This is a genomic window from Aequoribacter fuscus (genome assembly GCF_009910365.1).
Lineage (GTDB): Bacteria > Pseudomonadota > Gammaproteobacteria > Pseudomonadales > Halieaceae > Aequoribacter > Aequoribacter fuscus.
The window spans coordinates 3,044,335-3,063,348 of record NZ_CP036423.1 but is presented as its reverse complement, the minus strand read 5'-3'; the positions used below and the strand labels follow the sequence as shown (position 1 = coordinate 3,063,348).

Annotated in this window: 16 protein-coding genes; 5 read left to right on the top strand and 11 right to left on the bottom strand. The window is 52.4% G+C overall.

The window, feature by feature from the left end:
- Window position 1: 1 nt before the first annotated feature.
- Entirely contained in the window at window positions 2-1,366 is a 1,365-nt protein-coding gene (locus tag EYZ66_RS14030; RefSeq protein WP_009575292.1) for a TRAP transporter large permease, read from the bottom strand.
- Window positions 1,356-1,868, bottom strand: a complete 513-nt coding sequence (locus EYZ66_RS14025) for a TRAP transporter small permease subunit (protein WP_009575291.1) — start codon at window positions 1,866-1,868, stop codon at window positions 1,356-1,358. Before EYZ66_RS14025 ends, EYZ66_RS14030 begins: the two co-directional genes overlap by 11 nt.
- A 104-nt stretch (window positions 1,869-1,972) precedes the next feature.
- Between EYZ66_RS14025 and yaaA the strand changes: the two genes are divergently transcribed.
- Window positions 1,973-2,752, top strand: coding sequence for a peroxide stress protein YaaA (gene yaaA, locus EYZ66_RS14020; protein WP_160195711.1), 780 nt, complete (start codon window positions 1,973-1,975; stop codon window positions 2,750-2,752).
- Between the two features lie 23 nt (window positions 2,753-2,775).
- Window positions 2,776-4,233, top strand: coding sequence for a flavin-containing monooxygenase (locus EYZ66_RS14015; protein WP_009577085.1), 1,458 nt, complete (start codon window positions 2,776-2,778; stop codon window positions 4,231-4,233).
- Here EYZ66_RS14015 and EYZ66_RS14010 read toward each other — a convergent pair.
- Genes EYZ66_RS14010 through EYZ66_RS14000 form a run of 3 tightly spaced genes read right to left on the bottom strand, consistent with a single transcriptional unit; the run spans window position 4,230 to window position 6,853 of the window.
- The gene (locus EYZ66_RS14010) at window positions 4,230-5,369 is read right to left on the bottom strand and encodes a GNAT family N-acetyltransferase (protein ID WP_009577086.1); all 1,140 of its coding nucleotides are present in this window, start codon (window positions 5,367-5,369) and stop codon (window positions 4,230-4,232) included. The genes EYZ66_RS14015 and EYZ66_RS14010 overlap by 4 nt on opposite strands.
- A gap of 4 nt (window positions 5,370-5,373) precedes the next feature.
- Entirely contained in the window at window positions 5,374-6,243 is an 870-nt protein-coding gene (gene ubiA / locus EYZ66_RS14005; RefSeq protein ID WP_009577087.1) for a 4-hydroxybenzoate octaprenyltransferase, read from the bottom strand.
- A gap of 58 nt (window positions 6,244-6,301) precedes the next feature.
- A complete protein-coding gene (locus EYZ66_RS14000; protein ID WP_009577088.1) occupies window positions 6,302-6,853 on the bottom strand; it encodes a chorismate--pyruvate lyase family protein in 552 nt (183 codons plus the stop codon).
- 131 nt (window positions 6,854-6,984) lie between these two features.
- Between EYZ66_RS14000 and EYZ66_RS13995 the strand changes: the two genes are divergently transcribed.
- Window positions 6,985-8,607, top strand: coding sequence for an FAD-dependent oxidoreductase (locus EYZ66_RS13995; RefSeq protein ID WP_160195710.1), 1,623 nt, complete (start codon window positions 6,985-6,987; stop codon window positions 8,605-8,607).
- Here EYZ66_RS13995 and recG read toward each other — a convergent pair.
- A complete protein-coding gene (recG, locus tag EYZ66_RS13990) occupies window positions 8,604-10,688 on the bottom strand; it encodes an ATP-dependent DNA helicase RecG (protein WP_009577090.1) in 2,085 nt (694 codons plus the stop codon). The two genes, EYZ66_RS13995 and recG, sit on opposite strands and share 4 nt — an antisense overlap.
- A 44-nt stretch (window positions 10,689-10,732) precedes the next feature.
- Between recG and EYZ66_RS13985 the strand changes: the two genes are divergently transcribed.
- A complete protein-coding gene (locus EYZ66_RS13985) occupies window positions 10,733-11,572 on the top strand; it encodes an NAD(P)H-binding protein (RefSeq protein ID WP_040817751.1) in 840 nt (279 codons plus the stop codon).
- Between the two features lie 52 nt (window positions 11,573-11,624).
- Here EYZ66_RS13985 and EYZ66_RS13980 read toward each other — a convergent pair whose 3' ends face one another.
- The 5 genes from EYZ66_RS13980 to EYZ66_RS13960 form a co-directional block, all read right to left on the bottom strand.
- Window positions 11,625-12,008 carry a RidA family protein gene (locus tag EYZ66_RS13980; protein ID WP_009577092.1) on the bottom strand — a complete coding sequence of 128 codons (384 nt, stop codon included), beginning with the start codon at window positions 12,006-12,008 and terminating at the stop codon, window positions 11,625-11,627.
- 11 nt (window positions 12,009-12,019) lie between these two features.
- Window positions 12,020-14,128 carry a RelA/SpoT family protein gene (locus EYZ66_RS13975; RefSeq protein ID WP_009577093.1) on the bottom strand — a complete coding sequence of 703 codons (2,109 nt, stop codon included), beginning with the start codon at window positions 14,126-14,128 and terminating at the stop codon, window positions 12,020-12,022.
- A 10-nt stretch (window positions 14,129-14,138) separates the two neighbouring features.
- Window positions 14,139-14,396 carry a DNA-directed RNA polymerase subunit omega gene (rpoZ, locus tag EYZ66_RS13970; protein ID WP_009577094.1) on the bottom strand — a complete coding sequence of 86 codons (258 nt, stop codon included), beginning with the start codon at window positions 14,394-14,396 and terminating at the stop codon, window positions 14,139-14,141.
- A 55-nt stretch (window positions 14,397-14,451) separates the two neighbouring features.
- A complete protein-coding gene (gene gmk / locus EYZ66_RS13965; RefSeq protein WP_009577095.1) occupies window positions 14,452-15,096 on the bottom strand; it encodes a guanylate kinase in 645 nt (214 codons plus the stop codon).
- 63 nt (window positions 15,097-15,159) lie between these two features.
- Window positions 15,160-16,788, bottom strand: coding sequence for a S41 family peptidase (locus EYZ66_RS13960; RefSeq protein WP_009577096.1), 1,629 nt, complete (start codon window positions 16,786-16,788; stop codon window positions 15,160-15,162).
- A gap of 165 nt (window positions 16,789-16,953) precedes the next feature.
- On the opposite strand from EYZ66_RS13960, the gene malQ reads away from it, so the two are divergent.
- A complete protein-coding gene (malQ, locus tag EYZ66_RS13955; RefSeq protein WP_160195709.1) occupies window positions 16,954-19,005 on the top strand; it encodes a 4-alpha-glucanotransferase in 2,052 nt (683 codons plus the stop codon).
- Window positions 19,006-19,014 lie beyond the last annotated feature (9 nt).

Below are 19,014 nucleotides of genomic sequence, written 5' to 3'. Positions count from 1 at the left end.
TTTAGGGGCTTACAACAGAGGGCAAATAGGTTGCCAGTGGCGGCCAAGCCCAAAGCAGTGCCAGTACAGCTAATTGGATCATTATAAAGGGAATTACCCCGCGATAGATAGCGCCGGTCGCCAGCGAACTGGGCGCCACGCCGCGCAGATAAAACAATGCAAACCCAAAGGGCGGCGTCAGAAAAGAGGTCTGAAGATTGATAGCAATCATGATGCCCAGCCAAATAGGGTCGATGCCCATCATCAACAGTATTGGACCCACGATGGGTACGACGACAAAGGTGATTTCGATAAAATCAAGGATAAACCCAAGTAGGAATATCACCAGCATGACGACGAATACCGCCCCGAAGGCGCCGCCCGGTAAACTTTCGAAGGCGGATTGAATCAGCTCTTCACCACCAAATCCACGGAACACCAGTGAAAATAGCGTTGCGCCCACCAAGATCAGAAACACCATGGCCGTTACGTTTAAGGTTTGGTGCAGGGTATCTTGTAGCAGGGCTTTGTCGATGCGCTGCTTGAGTAACGCTAGGATCAAGGCACCAATTGCACCGACGCCAGCGGCTTCTGTCGGTGTGGCCGCGCCAACTAAGATGGAGCCGAGTACAATACCGATCAATACTAGGGGCGGCAGTAGACTTTGTAAGACCTCTGCCACGGACGCGGGCTCGATGTCTGCTGCGGGTGCCACCTCAGGGTTGATGCGCGCTCGAAGAAAAATATACGCCGCATAAGCGAAAACCAAGAGTACGCCGGGGCCAATGGCGGCAATAAACAAATCGCCCACCGATACGGTCTTGGTATTAAAAATGCCCATGTTAAGTTGCGCTCGTTGATACGCATTAGACATAACATCGCCCAAAAGAACTAGGGCAATGGAAGGCGGAATAATTTGCCCCAGCGTGCCGGTGGCGCAAATAGTGCCCGCCGCCAACGAGGGTGAGTATTTTGCTTTGAGCATGCTCGGCAGCGACAGTAGACCCATGGTAACGACGGTAGCGCCAACAATCCCAGTGCTTGCAGCGAGCAACATGCCGACAAATACCACCGATAATCCCAGGCCACCGGGGTGGCGCCCGAAGGCTTTAGACATTGTGACCAATAGGTCTTCGGCGATTTTAGACTTCTCGAGTATCACGCCCATCATCACAAACAAGGGTACTGCGATGAGAGTTTCGTTGGTCATAATGCCGAACACGCGCGCCGGTATGGCCGCCAATAAGTTGGCATCGAAGGTGTGTGTGATAATACCCACGGCGGCAAACAGCAAGGCGGTGCCGCCAAGCGTCAGGGCCACCGGAAATCCGAATAATAGCAGTGCGCAGATAGCGCCAAATAAAAGTAGCGCGATACTACCGTCCATGCGGCTCTCCTGCGACTAAGCGCTGGGTACAGGTAACGAGTAAGCTAAGGCCTTGTAGGCATAGGGTCAGCATCGATAACGGAATAAGCGTTTTTAAGATAAAGACAGCAGGAATGCCACCGGGCTCCGGGGACACCTCACGGATGATCCACGATTCGTGTACGTAACTCCAGCTGCTTAATCCGATAATCACGCTCACAGGCAGTAAAAACACCACAATACCGAGTGCATTGACCCAATCGCGATTTCGCGCCGACATTCTCTGGTAGAAGATGTCCACACGGACGTGACTGTCTCGACCTAAGGCGACACCTGCGCCCATTAAAAACACACAGGCGTGCAAGTACATCAAACCCTCTTGCAACGCTATCGTGCCCATATTAAACCCGTAGCGCAGGAGCACGACAGTGACGGTAACGATAGCCATGGCCAGAAGCAGCCAAGAAAGAATGAGCCCAAGCGCGTACTGCAGGCGGTCATTAAATGTCAAAAAAGGTTGCAAGGGTTTATTCTCCGTTATCCCTTCGTCAAACTGGAGCTTAAGCATAGCGTAAAAAGCCGAAGCCCAGTACCATCGTACTTGTTTTAGTAGGAGGACGCACAGACATGTTGATGGTTATTTCGCCCGCCAAGACCCTAGATTTTGAAACACCCGCGGCTACCGATACGTATACTCAGCCAATCTTTACCGAATACAGCGAGGCACTCGTCGATGGGCTGCGAGCGCTTGCGCCTGATGATATTCAAAATTTGATGGGTGTAAGCACCGCGATTGCCGAGTTAAACCACAAACGGTTCATGGACTTCACACTGCCTTTTTCACCGGATAACGCTAAGCAAGCCCTATTTGCGTTCAAAGGTGATGTCTATACCGGGCTCGATGCTGAGTCGTTATCGCCAGCAGCCTTAGAATACGCACAAACGCATTTAGTGATGCTGTCGGGTTTGTATGGTGTGCTCAAACCCTTGGATTTAATGCAGCCTTACCGGTTGGAGATGGGCACAAAGTTTGGTGTTGGCGAGGCCGCGACCTTGTATCAGTTTTGGGGCGATCGTATCACTCAGGCATTGAACGCCCAACTTCGAGCCGCCGGCGCAGAGACGCTGTTAAATTTAGCGTCCAACGAGTATTTTAAGTCGGTTAAACCCAAGCTTTTGAATGCCACGGTGGTGACGCCCGTATTCAAAGACTTGAAAAATGGTCAGTATAAAATGATTAGCTTTTACGCGAAGAAAGCGCGTGGGTTGATGGCGCGTTATGTACTCGAGAATCAAATCGACTCTGCAGAAGCCTGCCAACACTTTGACTTGGAGGGCTACTACTTTGTGCCTGAACAGTCAGACGCGAGAACACTGACGTTTTATCGGGACCACGATCCTGCCTAATAACAATATGAAAGGAAAACTGCGTGACAACAAAACAAGTGGTGATTATTGGTGCCGGCATGTCGGGGCTATGTATGGGGGTACAACTCAAGCAGCAAGGTATCAATGACTTTGTGATCCTTGAGCGTTCCGATGATGTCGCCGGCACTTGGAATTACAACACCTACCCCGGATGCGGTTGCGATGTGCCCTCGGTGTTTTATAGCTACTCGTTTTATTTGAATCCGAATTGGAGCCGCGTGTATTCACTGCACGATGAGATTAAGCAGTACTTTCGGGATTGTGCCGCGCACTTTGGCCTGAATGATCATATTCAATTCAATACCGAGGTTGAGCGTGCCGATTACGACGAAGAGCGCGGCTCATGGACGGTAACAACGAAAGGTGGCGAGACCATCGAGTCTCGGGTTCTTGTTTCGGGTTTGGGTCAATTGAATGTGCCGTTCACGCCTGACTTTGAGGGTGCCGATACCTTTGCTGGTGACTCATTCCATTCGGCGCGTTGGAACCACGGTGTCGACCTTGCGGGTAAAAAAGTGGCGATTATTGGCAATGCCGCGAGTGCGTTGCAGTTTATTCCGCATGTAGCGGAAGCGGCCGAGCAAGTGCACGTATACCAACGCAGCGCTAACTATGTTGTTCCGCGTAACGATCGCGCTTATACGGACTCTGAAAAACAGCGCTTTGCACGGTTTCCTTGGCTGCAGCGCCTGCATCGTTTGGGCGTATTTCTGCGTGGTGAGATCATGTATGGCGCCATCGCGAACAAGAAATTTTTTCAGTGGTTGCTGGCCAAAGACGCCAAAAAGTATTTAGAAGAGCACATTACCGATCCAGAGCTACGCCGAAAACTCACGCCCGACTATGCCATAGGATGTAAGCGGATTCTGGTGTCGGATAATTACTATCAAGCCATGGCGCGCCCCAATCTGAACTTGGTGACTAAGCCTATCCAAAGCATTACGCCTGCGGGTGTGCAAACCGAAGATGGCGAAGTTCTGGAAGCGGACGTCTTAATTTATGGTACGGGCTTTCAAACCACAGATTTGATGGCTCCGGTCGACTTTTATGGACGCGACGGCCTGTCCTTAAAAGACGCGTGGGCCGAAGGTGCAGAGGCGTATCGCGGCGTGTGTACCTCTGAATTTCCTAACCTCTTTATGTTGTATGGTCCGAACACTAACTTGGGCAGCAACTCGATCATTTTCATGGTTGAGCAACAGGTGAATTACATAGTGAAGTGTATTACCAAGTTGTTGACGCATCAGCTGAAGAGTATGGAAGTGAACAAGCAGGTCTTGCGTGCCTACAACGAGAAAATGCAGGGCGATATGACCAAAACCGTTTGGGTGGCGTCTTGCCAAAGCTGGTACAAAAACGCCGCGGGCAAAGTGGTCAACAACTGGCCGAATAGCGCGACAAATTACTACTTTCACATGCGCGAGCCTGAAATGAGTGATTTTGATCTCGTTGACGGTTAACCCTCTCGTTTAAAGGGCAATAAGTCGCGTGCAGCAGCCTGATAGTCGCGCACGTGATCGACCTCTTCTTGACAGAAACGCCCGACAGCCGCGTCAAAGCGTTTGTCGCAGATGTAATGGTGCGAGCGCGTTCTTATGGGTTCAAAACCGCGTTGGATTTTGTGTTCGCCTTGCGCGCCAGGATCAAAATGTTGAAGGCCATTACGAATGCAATACTCAATACCTTGGTAATAGCACGCTTCAAAATGTAGGCCGTCGAATTCTGCCAGTGCGCCCCAATAGCGGCCGTACAGGTTATTGGAATCTTTAAAATACAGGGCGCCAGCTACAGGGGTGTTGTCGGCATACGCAAAAACGAGGAGCACCTGATCGCGTAAGTTGGGCAGCAGCTCGGTAAAGAAATGCTGTGTTAAGTAACCGCCGTGACCACTGCGCTTGGCGTATGTAATTTGGTAAAAGCGGTGAAACTGCTCGCATATCGCGGGGGTAATGGCCTCCCCCTCGATGGTTGTCATCTGGATGTTTTGCTGGTCGACTTTGGCGCGCTCTTTTTTTAAGTTCTTACGTTTTCTGCTGCTAAAAGTCGCTAAAAAATCGTCAAAATTAGCAAAATCATGGTTAAACCAATGAAACTGGCAAGTCTGCCTTTCGTGCATCCCGGTGTTTTGAAAGTGACATTGGTCTGCATCGGAATGGAACAACACGTGCCATGAACTTGCGATCTCTTCCGCTTCTTTCTGCAATCCTTGGATGAGTGCACCGGTGACGGCTCGTGGTTCTGCTGCTTGCGGGTGTATTAAAATGCGTGGCCCTGTACATGGCGTAAAGGGAATAGCAGAGACTAACTTTGGGTAATAATCCAGGCCCGAACGCTGCCAAGCATCTGCCAATGCCCAGTCAAATACATACTCGCCGTAACTGTGGGTTTTTAGATAGGCGGGTATTGCTCCCACCAAGTGATCGTCGTCCAGCAGAAGGCAATGGTATGGCTGCCAGCCAGCGTTAGCCGTGGTGCACCCAGTGTCTTCTAAGCCCAGCAGGAAGTCATGGCGTAAAAACGGGTAATCGGTATTGGCGCACGCATTCCAGGCGTTTGCGTCGATATGCCGTATCGAGCGGATGAACCGTAATTCCATAGTGCTACACCGCAGCGGGGTATAAATACAAATCTACGGCTAAACCCGCAAAAACGATGAGTCCCACAACAATATTGTCTTTAAAGGCCCGGAAGCACGCCATGCGAGCACGGTCTTTGATCCGCCACTGCTGCCAAATGAAGCCCAAGCTTGCCACAATAATACCGATGTAGGCGGGTTCGTGGCGTTGAAATTGCCATGCCATTAATAGCCACAAAGCGAAGGTCATGGCTTGTAGGATACCCACGATTAAACGATCGGCTTGGCCAAACAGTATGGCTGTCGATTTGATCCCAACGATTAGGTCATCGTCGCGATCTACCATGGCGTAAAGGGTGTCGTAAGCCATGGTCCAGAGTAGATTGGCCAAAAATATTAGCCACAAAGCGGGCGGCAGAGCATTTTGCGTGGCGCTAAAGGCCATGGGTATGCCAAATGAGAATGCCGCACCCAAGACGATCTGTGGTAGATGACTCACACGCTTCACAAATGGGTAGATGGCCGCAATGCCTGCAGCGGCCAGTGATAGCAGTATTGTGAAAGGGTTGGTGAGTAGCACTAAGAAAAACGAGAGAGTAATTAGGGCAAAAAATAACGTGATGGCTTCTTTTGGTGTCACCGCGCCGGTGACTAGGGGTCGTGAAGCCGTGCGTTTTACACCGCCATCCCAGCCACGGTCGGCGAAGTCGTTAATGACACAGCCCGCCGCACGCATTAAAAACACACCTGCAGTGAAAATAAGTAACAATTCCCATTCGGGAAAGCCGCCGCTGGCTAACCAAAGTGCCCAGTAGGTGGGCCAAAGGAGCAGTAATGTGCCCACGGGTTTGTCGATGCGCATGAGCTGCGCGAAGCCTAACAGTTTGCTCTGCACGAGGTTTCCTTTTTGGGTGCTGTACAAGCTTAAGTGTTTTGTTCAGTCAAAAAAAGCCCTAGCGATGACAACCCTGTACCAGGCGATCGAGGAAGGCGGGCAAGTAAAACTCCGCCACGATCAGGGGTTGTTGGTTTAAATAAAACAGCGAGCGGCGCCCCCACAGAGTTGTTGAAGACCGTAGGTCTTTAGGCAAGAAGAGATTATCCGCAGGCACACGCGTGTACTGAAACATGCCTCGGTGGCACAGCGGGTGGCTAAAAAGGAATTCCCCCAGAGGTCTTGAGCCCCAGTGACGCAAAAACCGATTGGGTCCTTGCAGCGTTGTGTTGGGAAGAACGCTACGCGCAAACACAAAGGGCTCATTGTTTACATGCAGGGATACTTCCCGGGTGAGTGCCAAATTGCGGCTCGCCTGCTTACCCAGCAGACGCTGTTCATCTAAATAGGGCACGCACCAATCTTGCAGGCGTTTGTTGACCTGTAAATCACCCAAACTTCGAAGTATTTGCGTGAGTGACCCGGGGTCAAATAACGCGCGAGGTGGACGGTCACCAAAGCCTATGCGTTGATGCTCTGAGCGCCAAACCATGCGCGGTGACACGACCATTTTAACCCCCGACAATTTGGGCCGAAGCCTAGCACTGAATCGTATGCTTTGCCATTTAAGCAATATGTGGGTTGCACAAAAACTTGAGGCTTATATAGTGGCCCAACGAATCAACTTGTGGAGAGCACCCCGTGGCACGTTGGGAATGTATTGTTTGTGGTTTGGTCTACGACGAGGCTGAAGGCTGGCCGGATGATGGCATTCCAGCAGGCACTTTATGGGCGGATGTTCCCGAGGATTGGCTATGCCCTGACTGTGGTGTCGGCAAAGCGGATTTTGAGTGTGTCGATGCCAGCCCCATACCGGTCGCCGGCGACGTCACGCCCGACGTTGCCGACGTTAAAGCCCCGACGGTTGAACCTCAAGAAGCGTCTATAGCGCCCGCCGGGGGTGATGAGCCTTGGGCCAAATGGGAATGCATTGTTTGCGGCCTGATTTATGATGAAGAACTGGGTTGGCCCGATGACGGTATTCCTCCCGGGACTCGTTGGACAGATGTACCAGAAGACTGGTTGTGTCCGGATTGTGGCGTAGGTAAGGATGACTTTGAGCTGCTTGAGGGTTCAGCGCCTGTAAGCGCAGCGGCTCCCGCGAGTGATGAAGCAGGTTTGGTGATTATCGGCACCGGCATGGCCGCTTATGGGCTAGTGCGCGAATTTCGTAAATATGACGCCGAGCGCAAAGTGACCTTCGTTACCTTTGATGATGGTAGCAACTACTCCAAGCCATTGTTGTCGACCGGGTTTACCAAGAATTTAAGTGCCGATAAGTTGGCTATGCAGTCTGCCGAGGACATGGCGAGAACCCTGAATGCACGTGTATTAACACACGCTATGGTGACGGCCGTTGATACTGACGCCAAAGTCTTAAGCTTCCAAGATGGCTCAACGCTTGCCTACGATCAATTGGTCATGGCCGCAGGCTCAGAAGTGATTCGCCCGCCATTACAGGGTGATGGTTTAGATAGGGTGTACTCTGTTAACGACTTACAGGATTATGCGGCGTTTCGCGAGGCGGTAGAGCAGCATCAAGCGAAAAAGTTTTGCATTATCGGTGGTGGTCTCATTGGCTGTGAGTTTACCAACGACTTATTAAATGGCGGATTCGAGGTCGAAGCAGTCGATCCACTCGGTTACTGCCTGCCAACCTTGCTTCCAGAAAGAGCCGGTCACTCTGTGCAAAATGCCTTAGAGTCACTGGGCGCGACCTTCCATTTTGGCCGCTTGGTCAAAGCCGTGCACAAGCGTGATTCTGGCGTCGTTGCTGAACTTGATGACGGCACCATGATCGAAGCCGATATTGTCGTCTCTGCTGTAGGTGTGCGGCCACGCATTCAGTTGGCGGCTGACAGTGGTTTGGCGACCGGTCGAGGTATTATCACCGATCGTTACTTGGCAACGAGTGCCAAAGATGTGTACGCCTTGGGCGATTGCGCCGAGGTGGCTGGGCATGTCTTGGTTTACGTGGCGCCACTCGTGGCCGCTGGCAAAGCCTTGGCAAAAACCCTGACGGGCGAGCCTACCGAAGTTGTCTACCCCGCCATGCCTGTGGCCATTAAAACACCTGCGTGCCCGTGTATTGTCGCGCCGCCTGCTCGCGGGGTTGAGGGCCAGTGGCTAGAGTTGGGCGAGGCGCCCAATATCCAAGCGGAATTCCGTGCGCCCAATGGTGATTTGTTGGGCTTTGCCTTAACGGGCGCCGCGATCAAGGAGAAAATGGCGCTGCAGAAATTACTGCCACCGATTCTGGACTAGGCGCCAGCATACGCGGCGCGCTCACCGGTCCAGCGTCGCGCTAAACGCCTCGCTACAGCGGGGCGCTGCTGCATAAGGTCATCCGCGATGGCGGCAGCGCTGTCTAGCAGGTCTTCGTGCAAGGGTAGTTCGGCAACTCGAAAGGCCATCAAACCCGTTTGCCGAGTGCCGAGGAGTTCGCCGGGTCCACGTAACAGCAAATCCTGTTCGGCGATGTAGAAGCCGTCTTGGCTATCTTTTAAGACCCTTAAGCGTGCTTTGCCTGTTTGCGATAACGGCGATTGATACATCAAGACACAGTGGCTGGCAATTGTGCCGCGCCCGACCCGACCTCTTAACTGATGTAATTGTGCAAGGCCCAAGCGCTCGGGGTTTTCGATGATCATTAAACTGGCATTAGGTACATCGACACCGACTTCAATGACGGTTGTAGCGACCAGCAGGTCTAAGTGGCCCGCGGCAAAGCTTGCCATGATGCTTTCTTTTTCCGTGCTCTTCAGACGGCCGTGTATTAATCCGATACGCAAATCGGCAAGTTGGGTTTGTAAAGACTCGCTGACTGCTTCAGCTGCCTGAGCCGCCAGTTGTTCGTTCTCTTCGATGAGCGTGCACACCCAGTAAGCTTGGCGCCCCTCCCGACAAGCGTGGGCTACACGCTCAATGACCGAAGCTCTTCGGCTGGAATCGATTAGCACCGTTGAAATAGCCTGACGACCTGGTGGTAACTCATCGATAATCGAGCAATCTAAGTCGGCATAGGCCACCATCGACAAACTTCTGGGAATGGGCGTAGCGGTCATGACCAGCTGGTGAGGTCGAAGTGCTTTGCCCTTGCGCGCCAGGGTCAATCTCTGCTCGACTCCGAAGCGATGTTGCTCGTCGATAATGACGAGGCCCAAGTGTTTAAATTCGACATCCGCTTGAAACAAGGCATGAGTGCCAATCACCATATTGACTTCTTGTGTCGCTATCATCGCTAGAGTCGCTTCACGTTTCTTGCCTTTAGTTTTGCCGCTGAGCCACGCCAGTTTGAACTTGCTGTCTCCAAACCAGCGCTCGAAATTGCGCCAGTGTTGTTCTGCCAGCAATTCTGTTGGGGCCATTACGGCAACCTGGTAGCCAGCCTGGGCTGCTTGCAAAGCGGCTGCGGCTGCCACGAGGGTTTTGCCTGCACCCACATCACCCTGTAACAGTCGCAACATGGGGGTGGGCCGAGTGAGATCGTGGCCAATCTCGGCAATGACGCGTTGTTGTGCTCCGGTGGCCTGAAAAGGCTGTGCCTTTAAAAAAGCCGCCGTGAGTTCTTCTCGATAAGGGATCTGAGGTGCTTGGTGTTGAGTCTGAAGCGTGCGAAGTTCGCCTAGACTGATACGGTGGGCGACCAGTTCTTCGAGCGCAAGTCGCAATTGGGCTGGATGTTGTTTGTTCGCCAAAGCAGATAGCGACACATCTGGCGGTGGCTGGTGCAATATCTTTATGGCTTGAACCAGCCCGATGCCAAGGGTCTGTTCATGCGGCAAGAGCTCATCGGGCGGGTTCACGGTTAACACTTGGAGCGATGCCACACAAATCTTGCGCCAAGTGGTTTGTCCTATTCCAGTAATTGTCGGGTATATCGCTGTCAGTGCCTCTTCCATCGCTGCGCCTTCCTCTACTCGGCGGTACTCTGGATGCACCATTTCAAAACCATTTGCGCCGCGTCGGACCTGCCCAAAGCAACGCAAAGTTAGCCCTTGTTTGAGCTGTTGCTGCTGGGCCCGCGAGAAATGAAAAAATCGTAATACCAGCGTGCCCGTCCCGTCTTGCAGTTTGACTACGAGGCTACGTCGGCGGCCAAGTGTCACAGTTGCAAGACGAACTTCACCTTCGATAACAACATCGCTGCCATCTTGTAAGGCTCCAATTGGCGTAAGTCGGGTGCGATCTTGATAGCGCAGCGGTAAATAAAACCACAGATCTTTGACTTGATGTAAGCCGAGAGTAGCCAGCTTTTCCGCAAGCTTGGGTCCTACCCCCGATAGCTGTGATATCGGACTCGTGGCATTTAATGCTACCCTTCTGTTGGCGTTTGGCTTTGACATGCAGTATTACGATATTGGAATAGGGACAGTGTAGCGTGGCATCAATGGATAACAAGCTTCGGGTAGCACTTATTGGTTGCGGCGATATTGGCTTGCGATTGACCCATGAGCTGCCAGGTGGACGTTACAGTTTTTTAGGCTTACGGAGAAGCCTTCCTCAAGTCGATGATGCGGCGATTGACTGGGTTCAAGCTGATTATCTAAAACCCGAGACGCTGGGCGTACTCAGAGAGTATAGACCTGACTATGTTGTCATTACCTTAAAGCCCACGGCGTACACAGAGTCTGGTTATCAGGAGGGATATGAACAAGGCGCGCGTAATATTGCCGCTGCGCTTGATGGTCTTTCGCCGCAGCGCATTTTTTATGTCAGTAGTACTCGGGTTTATGCAGAAAGCGGTGGCGAGTGGGTCACAGAAGAGTCGCCTCTCGCGCCGCAGGGCTACGCGGCACTGAGCTTAGTTGCCGCCGAGCACACGATGATGCAGGCAGGGTTTCCCTTAACTATTGTGCGCTTTGCCGGTATCTACGATGGTCGCGCGCAGTTCTATTTAAATCGCATGCGGCAGGGGCTGTGGTCTGCGCCCAAGCCTGAGGTCTACACTAATCGAATACATCGTGATGATTGCAGCGGCTTCTTGGCACACCTGATTAGCCTCTCTCAAGCAGGTGAGCCTCTAGCCTCGATGTATAATGGCAGCGATGGAGCTCCTGCCACGCGCTATGAAATCGAACGCTATTTAGCGGCTCGTGCCGGCTTGTACCCGCCAGAAAAGGTATCGGTGGACGGTGAGTTTCAAGAGCACAAACGCATCGATAACAGCCGACTTATCGCCAGTGGTTACCAGCTCAAATTCGCAAGTTATCGAGATGGGTATCAGTAAACCGGCTGCGTCGTAGAATGCTCTTATAAACGAGTCGGAGGATGCTACTTGTCTAAACCGCTAAAATCGCTTCGACTTCAATCGCCACCCCTTTGGGGAGCGCTGCGACCTGCACGCATGCTCGAGCAGGATAAGGTTCGGCAAAGAACGATTTCATGACGGTGTTCACCGCATCAAAGTCACCCAGATCGGTGAGAGAAATATTAATTTTAACTGAGTGATTTAAGCTGCCGCCGGCTGCTTCAGCAATCGCGCTTAAGTTCTTGAATACTTGTTCGGCTTGGGCGCTGATATCGCCTTCGACAACCGTCATTGTTTCGGGATCGAGCGGTATTTGTCCCGAAATCCAAACCGTATTACCGACTTTAACGGCTTGTGAATAGGGTCCGATGGCGGCGGGTGCAGCTTCGGTGGCGATAATGGCTTTGTTGTTCATTGTGGCCTCTATTAGTTTTTGACGCGCGTGACTTTGCGCACGCCGTCAATATTGCGTAATCGTTTCATGACTCGGGCTAAGTGCACTCTCGATTGCACTTGTAGCTCTAGGTCTACGAGGGCGAATAAATGATCTTTGTCCCCGGTTGCGATTTTTTCGATGTTGATGTCCATGCTGTTAATGCGGGTGGCAATGACAGCAATGACACCGCGTCGGTTTTCAACCTCGATTTTCAGCGCGGCGATGTAATCGCCCTCGATCTCGTTGTGCCACCGCAGCGCGACCAAGCGCTCGGGTGTCTCGCGAAACTCGCCAAGATTCTTGCAGTTTTCGCGGTGCACTACCATGCCCTTTTCAGAGCTTAAGTACCCTGCGATTGGGTCTCCGGGTAAGGGGTGACAGCATTTTGCGTAGGTCACCATGAAGCCTTCGGTGCCGCGAATAGCGATGGCCTCTTTCGATTCGGTGCTGTTTTCGTCTTGGGTTTTGCCCAGTAATTGTTGGGCGGTAATGCTCGGCAGGCGCTCGCCTTGCGCGACATCTACCAGCAAATCCTCAAGGGTTTGGTAGTGATGCTCTGTCAAAAACGCATCGAGCGTCGGCCCTTTGAGTTTGGCGATCGAGCTGTCGTGCGTGGTGAGTACTCGGTCGAGGAGACGTTCGCCCAGAGCGACGGAATCTTCGCGCTTCTGCTGCTTTAAAAAGTGCCGAATATTGGTTCGTGCTTTGGCGGTAATGGCATAGTTGAACCATGCCGGATTCGGACGCGCACCAGCAGCGGTAATGATCTCGACGGTTTGCCCGCTTTGTAAGGGTTCCGATAGCGGCGCTAACCGGTTGTTAATTCGGCAAGCCACACAGCGATTGCCGACCCCTGTGTGCACCGCATAGGCGAAATCGACCGGCGTGGCGCCACGAGGCAGCTCTAAGATTTTACCCTTGGGGGTAAAGATGTAGATTTCGTCTGGGAACAGGTCGATTTTAACGCTCTCGATAAATTCTAAAGAGTTACCTGCGACCTGTTGCATCTCGAGTAAGCCTTGCACCCATTTACGCGCACGGGCTTGGCTGACATTGGTGGCTTTATCGTCGCTTTTGTAGAGCCAATGTGCCGCGATACCGTTGTTCGCCATGTCCTCCATTTCGCGTGTGCGAATCTGGATTTCAATGGGTACGCCGTGCATACCACGCAACACCGTGTGCAAGGACTGGTAGCCATTGGCTTTGGGCATGGCGATATAATCGGTAAACTCGCCGGGAACGGGCTTGTAAATGCTATGAACGCAGCCCAACACGCGGTAACAGGTATCGACCGAGTCCACGATAATTCGGAAGGCGTAAATGTCCATGATCTCGGCAAAGGACTTACGCTTTTCTTTCATTTTTTGGTAAATACTGTACAGATGTTTTTCACGCCCTGTGACGGTAGCGCTGTGCCCCTCGCGGTGTAGGGCGGCTTCAATCTGACTGCGGATATTTTCGACGAGCTCTTTGCGGTGCCCACGGGCTTTAGCTCGCGCTGCCATGATACGCTCGTAGCGCATCGGGTGCAGGGCTTTAAAGCCTAGGTCTTCGAATTCCATACGCACGGTATTCATGCCCAAGCGCATAGCGATAGGTGCATAGATTTCGAGCGTCTCTTTGGCGATGCGGCGGCTTTTGGCGGGGTTTAACACCCCTAGTGTGCGCATATTGTGCAGCCGGTCTGCCAACTTCACCAGAATTACGCGAATGTCGCGCGCCATGGCTAACGCCATTTTCTGGAAGTTCTCGGCTTGTTTCTCAGCGAGAGAGTTAAATTCGATTTGTGTTAGTTTGCTAACACCATCGACCAGTTCGGCAACGGTGTCGCCAAATTGTTCGGCCAGGGCCGTTTTGCTAATGCCCGTGTCTTCGATAACGTCATGCAAAAGGCCCGCCATGATGCTTTGCGGATCCATATGCATTTCTGCAAGGATACATGCAACCGCTAGCGGATGTGTGACGTAAGGGTCTCCACTGCGACGTGTTTGGCCAAAATGGGCTTGTTCGGCGTAAAAGAAGGCGCGCTTGACGTTTTGACTCTGTTCGGGGCTTAAGTACGCCGACAGGGTTTGGTCTAAACGAGCAAGCGCTTCCATGCGGTTTGACCTACAGAGTGACTCCCGTCATGACTTCGGCGAGTTCGTCTTCAGCTTGGCGTTGTTCCTCTTGCGACAGAGTTGCAGCGCTGACCAAGCCGTCAGCGATTTCGCGCAATGCGATAACGGTAGGTTTATCGGATTCTTCGGCAACTAAAGGGTCTTTGCCGCCCGTTGCAATTTGGCGTGCGCGCTTGGTCGCTACCATAACTAATTCAAAACGGTTGTCCACGTTTTCTAGACAATCTTCGACTGTGACTCGAGCCATTTTTAATACCTAATAACAGGGTTTATTTACAGAGCCCGACAGTATAAAGGATTTTCTAAGGCTTGCGTAGCGCAAGGCTGGGTATTAAATCACACATTAAAGCGCGTTGAGCTTGGCTCTGGCGTCCCGTTTTTAACCGTTCTGCACGAACGATGGCTTGTAAATCATGCAGTGCTATCTGAAAGTCATCATTAATGACGAGATAGTCACTGAGGGTGTAATGCTGCATCTCCAGTTCGGCTTCCGACAAGCGCCGCTGAATCACATCTTCACTGTCTTGACCGCGCCCTATCAATCTGTGTTTAAGCGTGGCGTGCGAGGGTGGAAAAATGAAAATGGCGCAAGTGTCCGGCCACCACGCTTTGATTTGCTCGGCGCCTTGCCAGTCAATTTCCAGAATGATGTCCGAGCCTGATTCCAGCATCGTTTGGACCCAAGCCTTTGAGGTGCCGTACCAATTACCAAATACCTCCGCGCACTCGATAAAGCCGCCTTGGTCGCGCAAGGCCGCGAAGTCAGCTTGGCTGACAAAGTGGTAGTTAAGGCCATCGGCTTCACCCGGTCGCATGGGTCTTGTGGTGTGTGAGACCGACACTTGAAGGTGTGAGTCCTGCTCTAGCAAGGCTTTTACAAGGCTCGTTTTGCCTGCACCACTGGGGGCGGAGACTGTAAATAAACAACCGGTGTGGGAATTTTGCATAGCAACGTCAGGAATTCTCGCAAGAGCCTCAGTATGGCTGAAGCTCTCGCAGGTCTCAAGCGCTTAAAGCAGTCGCATACGCCGCGCTGGCGTTTTGAGTATGTTGGGCTCTGCAGGCGGGAGCCTTGTTGCCTCTCCTCCTGTTCCTAAGGGGCCACCATTGCCACCGCTAGGCACAAATTGCACGCCCAGTTCGGGTGGGCACGAGCCATTATCACGATAATATAAGGCCGCGGCCAAGCGCGCTTCCGCTGGGTCGCCTAAGGCGTGATTGAAGTCATCGGCAACAGAGCAACCGGTGACTTCAGTGGCGCCTAGGTCGCCTCCGACACTGGGTGTGAACCCGTCAGGGTAGTCACCGAATCCGGCGGCGTTAACGCCTTTGAATTGCACTGTAAAATAGGTGCTACCGCAGTTTGGTGTGGGGTAATAGCCATAGGGTTTACCGCAGGTCGTCGCACCAATTTGAATCACATCGAAGTTGATGCCGCGCAAACCGTTGATGAGAGCTTCGCTGGCAGAACACGTGCCAGAGCCGGTCAATAAAAATACGCGATTTAAACTGTCGCCAAGCGTGGGTAAAGGCTGATTCTCGGGTGCCGAAAAACCTTGAGCTCGGGTGTGAAAGGGAATGGGTCTGATGGTTTGACCGGTGACGGGGTTCACATTGGGATACTTGTCGTTAAACTGCAGCAGTTCGAAGGTTCGGTTTAAGGTTGCGTTGCCTGCGATCATGTAGCCCAGCTCAGATGCAATATCAAGGTAACCGCCGCCGTTGTAGCGAAGATCAATCACCAAGTCGTTGATTCCCTGCTGACTGAGCGATTGAACGGCGTTAATTAACGCGAGTTCGGCCGGCGCTATGTGGTCGTGGAAGGCCATATAACCGACATTACCTGTCGCGGTGGGAATGACTTTGACATTTTGCAGAGGGTCTATTGCGACTTCGGCTGCCGTCAGTGTAAATGTCTGCGTCTCTATCGCACCGGGCAATAAAACTTCAAAGTCGTGCTCCTCGCCAGCGACATCAGGGCTCAAGCCGGCGTTCAGTATGTCGGGGTCACCATCTAGGACAGGCTCGCCGTCGATAGCGATTATCTTTGTACCCCGAGTCATGCCTAATTGAGCCGCTTGCGAGGTGTTCTGTGAGTAGGCGATGCGGACGTCGCGCGGAGGCGATGACACTAAGACCGCAAATTCAATGCCGTAACCAAACGAGACGCCGCCTTGTGAAAGTTCGTACCAAGTCTGCGAGTCAAGAACAAAGTGATAGCTGTCCTTGGGTTTTCCGCTCGGTGTGGTTGCGGTTGTTTTCAGTTGGCTGAAATAGCCGTTAGGTTCGGTCGGGAAGCGTTCTGTGACGAACTCGGAATAGTCGTTTTCTGGATTTAAATCGGGGAGTTCTTGGTACCAGAGATAGGTATCGTTGCTCCATGAGCGCAACCAATTTTTTTCGTCTATTGCGCTGCCTTGACGGTCTGGATATAAATTACCAGTGTCTGGATCGGTGCCTGATCGCGGATTGGCACACTGATTTTCAAATTGGCTCGCGTCATCGTACACGCCAGCCACCCATCCATCATCGGGCGAATTCACCGGAGGATTCGAGCCGCCAGAGCCGCCCCCGCCCCCGCACGCGTTCAACAGGGCGATAGACGCGGCAGAAATGATCAATGTCCGTAGCGCTTGCATGGTCTGTGCTCCACAATACCTAAGGGCGTATTGCAGTGTAATACGAACATCGGAAACGGTCAGATTTTTCTGTGAATAGGTATGTAGCTCCGTGCTCTCGGCTTAGGACTACTCTACACTGGTTGGCCGGTTATAAGACAACTCACCGCGGAGCCCTGTGCCTGTATGGATTTGAATTTGGATACCCTGTATTACCATCTGGGTATTTCGGGGGATTATTTGGATTACCGAGGTCAGGCTCGTCAAATCCCAGCTTTCGTGCGCGAGCACGCATTGGGGCTGATGGGTGTGGCCGATGACGAAGGCACTCGGCGAGATAAGCAGTATCAGCTCGATATTGCCCCGTGGTTGTATCCCCTGCCCGCCTTTTCGGTGGTGCGAGGCCAAAGCTTATCTTTTTATTTGCCTGCTGAGCATCACTATCATCAGGTCACTTGCCGTGTTGAACTTGAGTCCGGTGGTGAGTTTCAAACACAAGATTTACCGATCGCATCGCTGACCCTATCGGGTAATTATCAATACCAAGACGTCACCTATGTACGGTATCAGCTGCCACTCGAGGGTCTTGCAGTGGGTTATCATCGCGTTTGGTTGATGTTAGATGACGAACGCACCTACGTCGGAGACGTGGCGGTTTGCCCCGATCGTTGCTACCTAGGTGAGCAACCCGCGCGACGCTTGGGTCTTAACTTACAGCTGTACACCCTGCGATTGACAGAGAATTTGGGGGTCGGCGACTTTGCCGATCTGCGCGCATTAATTAAGCACCTGGCGCCCTTGGGCCTTGATCTTATTGGTTTAAACCCATTGGCCGCTCTGGCTTGGCAAGACGAGCACAGTAAAAGCCCTTATGCCCCGTCTGATCGCCGCTTCTTGAATCCGCTGTACATTGATGTTGCTGGCGCCTGCGATGCTCTTGGTATCGATAAGCCCGCTGATGCGCTTGTGCCTGACTTTGAGTTGCGTGCGCGCGAATTGCGAGAGACCTCCAGTGTCGAGTGGCGCCAAGTGGCAAAGTTTAAATACGCTGTGTTGGCCGCGCTGTACCAAGAGTTTGTTGCTCAAGATTCGGCTTGGTTAGATCATTGGCGAGACTTCATGGGTCACAATGGGGCTTTGCTGCGGTCATTCTGCGACTTTGAGGTGCAATACAACCCTTTTGGTGAGGCTTGCAGCGGTGACGCCGAGTTTCATGGCTTTTTGCAATGGCTCGCGACACAGCAACTTGAGGCTTGCCAAGCTTTCGCTATTGAGCAGGGTATGTCCGTGGGTTTGATGGCCGATCTGCCGGTAGCCTCGGTCGGGAGCGGTCACGAAATAGCGACTAACCCCGATTTGTTTGTTCAAAACGCCGATATCGGCGCTCCACCTGACCCGTTCTCCGACACCGGCCAAAATTGGGGAATGCCGCCTTTAAACCCCAGCGTGTTGCGTGCGCGACATTATGACCATTTTATCTCTCTGCTACGAAGCGCCATGTGCGGCGCAGGTGCTTTGCGATTGGATCATGCGATGTGGCTGCAGCGCGTATGGTGGTGTGTGCAAACAGAGCTTGGACCCAGCGGCTTGTATGTGTATCAAAACGTCGAAGAGATGCTGGCCTTACTCGCGCTTGAGTCGCAGCGCAATCAATGCCAGATCATTGGCGAAGATTTGGGGGTTGTGCCCGATGATTTTCGCGCAATGATGCGCAATTACGGTATGTTGGGTAACGCTTTGTTTTACTTTGCCACAGATGTGTCTGATTGTTTTTTGCCGGCCCAAGCACAGCGTGACGACGCCCTATTAATGGTGGCCAATCATGATGTTCCGCCACTGCGGGCGTGGTGGCAGGGTTTGGATATTGATCAGCGGCTACAATACGGTTTGGTCGATGAGCACTCGGCCAAGTCGCAGCGGCACAGTCGAGCAGTACAAAAGCAACAATTAATCGCGCTGCTGCACGACCATGATGTATGGCCTGATCTCGCGGTGCCACAGGCCTGTGACGAAGCACTATGCCTAGCGATTTATCGCTTCTGTGCCAAGGGCGCAAGTCCGTGGGTCATTTTGCAGCTGGATGACTTAGTGGGAGCCGACACCCCCGTTAATATTCCTGGCACATTTCTTGAATATGATAATTGGTCCAGAAAGTTACCTGGGCTGGATTTAGCCGATATACAAGGGCCTTGGTCGAAACTGTTCGAACAATTGGCTTTGGATCGAGCGTCAGTCTAGGGTTGGGAA